This window comes from Gryllotalpicola sp., assembly GCF_027352875.1.
Lineage (GTDB): Bacteria > Actinomycetota > Actinomycetes > Actinomycetales > Microbacteriaceae > Gryllotalpicola.
Genome location: NZ_DAIEII010000060.1, coordinates 1 through 6,189 on the forward strand (window position 1 = coordinate 1; position 6,189 = coordinate 6,189).

At 68.1% G+C, this 6,189-nt stretch carries 4 protein-coding genes; all 4 read right to left on the reverse strand.

Features of this window, described 5'->3' with window-relative positions; genetic code table 11:
• Positions 1 to 310: 310 nt before the first annotated feature.
• The gene (locus M7D61_RS07085; RefSeq protein WP_298228950.1) at positions 311 to 1,876 is read right to left on the reverse strand and encodes a UDP-N-acetylmuramoyl-L-alanyl-D-glutamate--2,6-diaminopimelate ligase; all 1,566 of its coding nucleotides are present in this window, start codon (positions 1,874 to 1,876) and stop codon (positions 311 to 313) included.
• A 50-nt stretch (positions 1,877 to 1,926) separates the two neighbouring features.
• On the reverse strand, positions 1,927 to 2,784 hold the full coding sequence (locus M7D61_RS07090) for an alpha/beta hydrolase (protein WP_298228952.1): 858 nt from the start codon (positions 2,782 to 2,784) through the stop codon (positions 1,927 to 1,929).
• 194 nt (positions 2,785 to 2,978) lie between these two features.
• Complete coding sequence (tuf, locus tag M7D61_RS07095; RefSeq protein WP_298228954.1) at positions 2,979 to 4,172, reverse strand: elongation factor Tu; 1,194 nt, start codon at positions 4,170 to 4,172, stop codon at positions 2,979 to 2,981.
• 184 nt (positions 4,173 to 4,356) lie between these two features.
• A partial coding sequence (fusA, locus tag M7D61_RS07100; RefSeq protein WP_298228956.1) for an elongation factor G occupies positions 4,357 to 6,189 on the reverse strand: 1,833 nt, incomplete at its 5' end.

Genomic DNA, 6,189 nt, shown 5'->3' on the forward strand with positions numbered 1-6,189 from the left:
CGCAGATCACCTGCGCTCGATCTGATGTCGGCTTGAGCGATGTCCTGCTGCCTGCGGCCTAGCCTGACTCCGAAGAAGGAAGGGCTATGCACTGCCTGGCAGTGATCCGACTCGAAGGCCGGAGTGTTGAACCGTATAAGCCTACGCGACTGAAATGGGTGCGTGCAACTCGGGCGTGTCGGCGGTTGTCGTGTGCGTCGGCCCCTGCCCGGCGCACCGCAGTCTGCCTGGGCAGGCGGTGACCACCGTGAGGCGACGAAGCCGCACCATTACCTGGAGCGAGTCACGAACCGCGTCGTTGTTCGCAGAGTCATCTTTTGGCCATGTAGCCGTGCTCTTCCAGAGCCTGGCGGGCCTCCTCGCGGGCGGAGTAGGCGGTCTTCACGCCCTCGATCTCGCGGTAGTTCTGATGGCCCGGGCCTGCCCACAGGATCGAGTCGTCGGGACCGGCGAGACTCACGGCGACCCGGATCGCCCGGGGCGGCGGCGAGACGACGTGGATCTCGGCATCCGGTCGGGCTTCGATCGCGCCGAGAACCAGGGCTTTGCGGATCGCCGCCGGATCCTCGAAGCGCGGATGGTGGTCGGTGATGACGAGGATGTCGCTGCGGCGCACCGCCTCGGCGGCCATGTCGGCGCGCTTCGTCTTGTCGCGGTCGCCGTCGGCGCCGAAGACCATGATGACCTTGCCCGCGGTGACCTCGCGCACCGCGTCGAGCGTCTTGGCGAAGGCATCCGGGCTGTGGCCGAAGTCGACGAAGACCGCGGGCGCACCCGGGCCGGCGACGTTCTCGGTGCGCCCCGGCAGTGGCGGAAGCTCCCGGCCGCCGCCGATCGCCGCCGCGATGCGCGGGAACGGGATGCCACCCGCGACGAGCATGACGATGGCGAGACCGGCGTTGGCGGCGTGGTGCGCGCCGATCGCCGGGATGGCGGTCTCCAGGCTCTCTCCGGCGGGGCCGACGAGGCGGAACCGGGTGCCTTCGCGCGCGACTTCGAGCGTGGTCACCCGCCAGTCGGCCCCGACGTCAGGAAGCGAGGCGATCGTCGTCGTCGGGACGCCGGCGCGGGCCACGATCTGCGCACCCCATTTCGAATCGAGCGAGACGACCCCCGTGCGGGCACGTTCGGGGGTGAAGAGCAGCGCCTTCTGCGCGAAGTAGACCTCGAAGTCGCCGTAGTCGTCGAAGTGGTCGTGGCTGAGGTTCGTGAATCCTGCGACATCGAAACGGATGCCGTCGACGCGGTGGCGGCTCAGCGCCTGCGCCGACACCTCGATCGCGGCGACCGTCACGCTCTGCTCGCGCATCGCGGCGATGAGCGCGTGCATATCGGACGCCTCAGGCGTAGTCAGCCCCGAGACCTCGACCGAGCCCGCGATGCGGCGCTCTGCGGTCGAGCTGAGGCCGGTCGTCTCGCCGAGCGCCGCGGCGATGCCCTCGAGGAGGTGGACGGTGCTCGTCTTGCCGTTCGTGCCCGTCACGGCGAAGAGCGCGGGGTGCCCTTCCTCGAAGGCGTACACCAGTGCGGAGGCGGCGCCGAGGACCTCGCGCGGGGATGCCACGACGATGGCCGGCAGACCGGCGGCCTGCGCATAGGCGGCGCCCTCGGAATCCGTCAGCACCGCGATGGCGCCGCGTTCGGCGGCGTCGGCCGAGAACGCCGCGCCGTGCTGCTTCGCACCGCGGATGCCGACGAACAGATCGCCCGGGCGCACGTCGAGCGAGGCGAGTGTGACACCCGTCACCGCGTCGTCAGAACCGACGAGCACCCCACCGGTTGCCGCCGCGACAGCGCTCAGCGCGACCGGCGCGACATGCTGGGGCCGGATGGTCCGGGGCCGGGGTGCGGTGGCGATCGCCGGCGTTTCGGTCACGCCTCCGAGTCTAGGCAACACGGCCGGGCGCGGCCCGAAGGCCCCGCCGCTCAGCCGAGTTCATCGAGAAAACCGCTGAGGCGCTCGGTGAAGACGTCGTTGTCATCGCCGGCGATCATGTGACCGGCCGCGGGCACCTCGACCACCTCCGCGTGCCGGATGAGCTCCTGCATCTCGCGGGCACCGCCCTCGCTGACGACGTCCGAGTCGGCGCCACGGACCAGCAGAGTGGGGACCGTGATGCGCCGCGCCGCGGCGACGGTGCGGTCCGGACGCGCCTCGCGCTCCGGCTCGCTGCCCGCGCGCAGGAAGGCCGGATCCCAGTGCCAGTGCCAGCGGCCGTCATCCTCGAGCCGGAGGTTCTTGCGCAGCCCCTCCACGGAACGCGGCCGCGGGCGGTGCGGGTTGTACGCAGCGATCGCGTCCGCCGCCTCCTCGAGCGAAGCGAAGCCGTCCGGCGCGCTCGCCATGAACGACTGGATGTGGGCGATCCCCACCGGCTCCATGTGCGCGACGACGTCGACGAGCACGAGCGCCCGCGCGACATTCCCCCGCTCGCCCTCGGCCAGCAGGGCGGTCAAGCCGCCCATCGAGGCGCCGACCATCACGGGCTTCTCGCCGATCCAGTCGACGAGGTGGACGGCGTCGTCGACGAGCCCCGTCGCAGAGTAGTCGCCATCGGGCGCGCGGTCACTGTCGCCGTGGCCGCGGGCGTCGAACGCATAGGCCGTCCAGCCGACCGTCGCCAGCCGCGACCCCGTGTTGCGCCACGAATACCTCCGCTGGCCGCCGCCGTGCAGCAGCAGCACCGCCCCGCGGCTCGACCCGGCAGGATGCCAGGCGTCGCCCACGAGCGTGAGCGCGCCGGTGTCGACCCGAATGTCCTGGGTCACGGTGTTCGACGTCATCGACTCATCCTCCTCGATAAGCCCGCACGGCACGATGGCAATCGTCGGCGTTTCGGTCACCCCGAAGTTCGAGGAAACGAGAAAGGGGCCGGGACTCGATCAATCCCGGCCCCTTTTCAGGTGGTGGACCAGCCCGCCTTCGGTGGTGACATCGCCACACGGCGGTCCACTGGACCGCCGCTTTCAGCGGCCAGTCACTTGATGATCTTGGTCACCGTGCCGGCGCCGACGGTGCGGCCGCCTTCGCGGATCGCGAAGCCGAGGCCGTCTTCCATAGCGATCGGCTGGATCAGTTCGACGTGCAGTTCGGTGGTGTCACCGGGCATGACCATCTCGGTGCCCTCGGGCAGGGTGATGACGCCAGTGACGTCCGTCGTGCGGAAGTAGAACTGCGGGCGGTAGTTCGTGAAGAAGGGGTTGTGGCGGCCGCCCTCGTCCTTGGACAGGATGTACGCGGTGCCCTCGAACACGGTGTGCGGCGTGACCGAACCCGGCTTCACAACGACCTGGCCGCGTTCGACGTCCTCGCGCTTGGTGCCGCGGAGCAGCAGACCGCAGTTCTCGCCGGCCCACGCCTCGTCGAGCTGCTTGTGGAACATCTCGATACCGGTGACCGTGGTCTTCTGCGTCGGGCGGATGCCGACGATCTCGACCTCGGAGTTGAGGGGCAGCGTGCCGCGCTCGGCACGGCCGGTGACGACGGTCCCGCGACCAGTGATGGTGAAGACGTCCTCGATGGGCATGAGGAACGGCTTGTCGCGGTCGCGCACCGGGTCGGGGATCGACTCGTCGACGGCTTCCATGAGGTCGAGGATCGACTGGACCCACTTCGGGTCGCCTTCAAGAGCCTTGAGACCCGAGACGCGGATGACCGGAGCGTTGTCGCCGTCGAAGCCCTGGCTCGAGAGCAGCTCGCGGACCTCGAGCTCGACGAGCTCCAGGATCTCCTCGTCGTCGACGACGTCGGCCTTGTTCAGCGCGACGAGCAGGTACGGGACGCCGACCTGCTTGGCGAGCAGCACATGCTCGCGGGTCTGGGCCATCGGGCCGTCGGTGGCGGCGACCACGAGGATCGCGCCGTCCATCTGGGCGGCACCGGTGATCATGTTCTTGATGTAGTCGGCGTGACCAGGGGCGTCGACGTGCGCGTAATGGCGCTTCGGCGTCTCGTACTCGACGTGCGAGATATTGATCGTGATGCCGCGCTGGCGCTCTTCCGGCGCCGAGTCGATCGACGAGAAGTCGCGGGCGACGTTCACGGCCGACGGGTATTTCTCGGACAGCACCTTCGAGATCGCGGCGGTCAGCGTGGTCTTGCCGTGGTCGACGTGACCGATCGTTCCGATGTTGACGTGCGGTTTGGTCCGCTCGAACTTGGCCTTGGCCACTGTGGGTCCTCCTCGGGACTCTCAGGTAGATGCGGGCGGACTTCACCGCCGCGGATTTCTACGGGGATTACTGGTTCATGTTACGGGATATTGCCGGGCGTGTTTCACCCGGACTATTTGGGCGGGGCCTCCCGACCCCGGCGCCGCTTCGCGCCCCCGGGGTCGGCGAGTGAGTCGACTGGACTCACTCGCCCTTGGCCTTCTGGACGATCTCGTCGGAGACGCTCTTCGGCACCTCGGCGTAGCTCTCGAAGGTCATCGAGTACACCGCCCGACCCGAGGTCTTGGACCTCAGGTCGCCGATGTAGCCGAACATCTCCGACAGGGGGACGAGGGCGCGCACGACTTTGACGCCGCTCGCGTCCTCCATCGACTGGATCTGACCGCGACGGGAGTTGAGGTCGCCGATGACGTCGCCCATGTACTCCTCGGGGGTGCGGACCTCGACGCTCATGAGGGGCTCGAGGAGCACGGGGGTCGCCTTGCGCGCCGCCTCCTTGTACGCCATCGAGCCGGCGATCTTGAACGCCATTTCAGACGAGTCGACCTCGTGGTAGGCGCCATCGAGCAGCGTCGCCCGGACGCCCACTGTCGGGAAGCCAGCGAGGACGCCGACCTGCATCGCGTCCTGGATGCCGGCATCCACCGACGGGATGTACTCGCGCGGCACGCGGCCGCCCGTGACAGCGTTGACGAACTCGTACGACTTCTCGGCCGTGACCTCGATCGGCTCGAGTTTGATCTGCACCTTGGCGAACTGGCCGGAGCCGCCCGTCTGCTTCTTGTGGGTGTAGTCGTACTTGTCGACCTCGCGGCGGATCGTCTCGCGGTAGGCCACCTGGGGCTTGCCGACGTTCGCCTCGACGTTGAACTCGCGGCGCATCCGGTCGACCAGGATGTCGAGATGCAACTCGCCCATGCCCTTGATGACGGTCTGGCCCGTCTCCTGGTTCTGCTCGGTGCGGAAGGTCGGGTCCTCCTCGGCGAGCTTCTGGATGGCGGTCCCCAGCTTCTCCTGGTCGGCCTTGGTCTTCGGCTCGATGGCGACCTCGATGACGGGCTCGGGGAAGGTCATCGACTCCAGGACCACCTGGTGGTTGGGGTCGCAGAGCGTGTCGCCGGTCGTCGTGTCCTTGAGACCGATGACCGCGTAGATATGGCCCGCAGTGACGTTGTCGACCGGGTTCTCTTTATTCGAGTGCATCTGGAAGATCTTGCCGATGCGCTCCTTCTTGCCCTTGGACGAGTTGATGACCTGGGCGCCCGAATCGATCTGGCCCGAGTACACGCGAACGTAGGTGAGGCGGCCGAAGAACGGGTGCACGGCGACCTTGAACGCGAGCGCGGTGAAGGGCTCCTTGGCGTCGGCGTGGCGGAGGATGACCTGCTCCTCGTCGCGGACGTCGTGGGCCTCGATCGCCGGCACGTCGAGCGGCGACGGCAGGTAGTCGACCACCGCGTCGAGCATCGGCTGCACGCCGCGGTTCTTGAACGCGCTACCGCACAGCACCGGATAGATCTCGCTGTTGACGGTGAGCTTGCGGATGGCGGCCTTGATCTCCGCGACCGAGAGCTCTTCGCCCGCGAAGTACTTCTCGAGCAGCTCGTCGCTCGTCTCGGCGACGGTCTCGAGCAGGATCGCGCGGTACTCGTCAGCCTTGGCCTGGAGGTCCACGGGGATCTCCTGGACCTCGTACTTGGCCCCCATGGTCACATCGCCCTTGGAGTCGCCCGGCCACACCAGCGCGCACATCTCAACGAGGTCGACGACACCGACGAAAGTGTTCTCGACGCCGATCGGGAGCTGGATCACCAGCGGCTTGGCGCCCAGGCGGTTGACGATGGTGTCGACCGTGTAGTAGAAGTCGGCGCCGAGCTTGTCCATCTTGTTGACGAAGCAGATGCGCGGCACGTCGTACTTGTCGGCCTGACGCCACACGGTCTCGGACTGGGGTTCCACGCCCTCCTTGCCGTCGAAGACGGCGACCGCGCCATCCAGCACGCGAAGCGAGCGCTC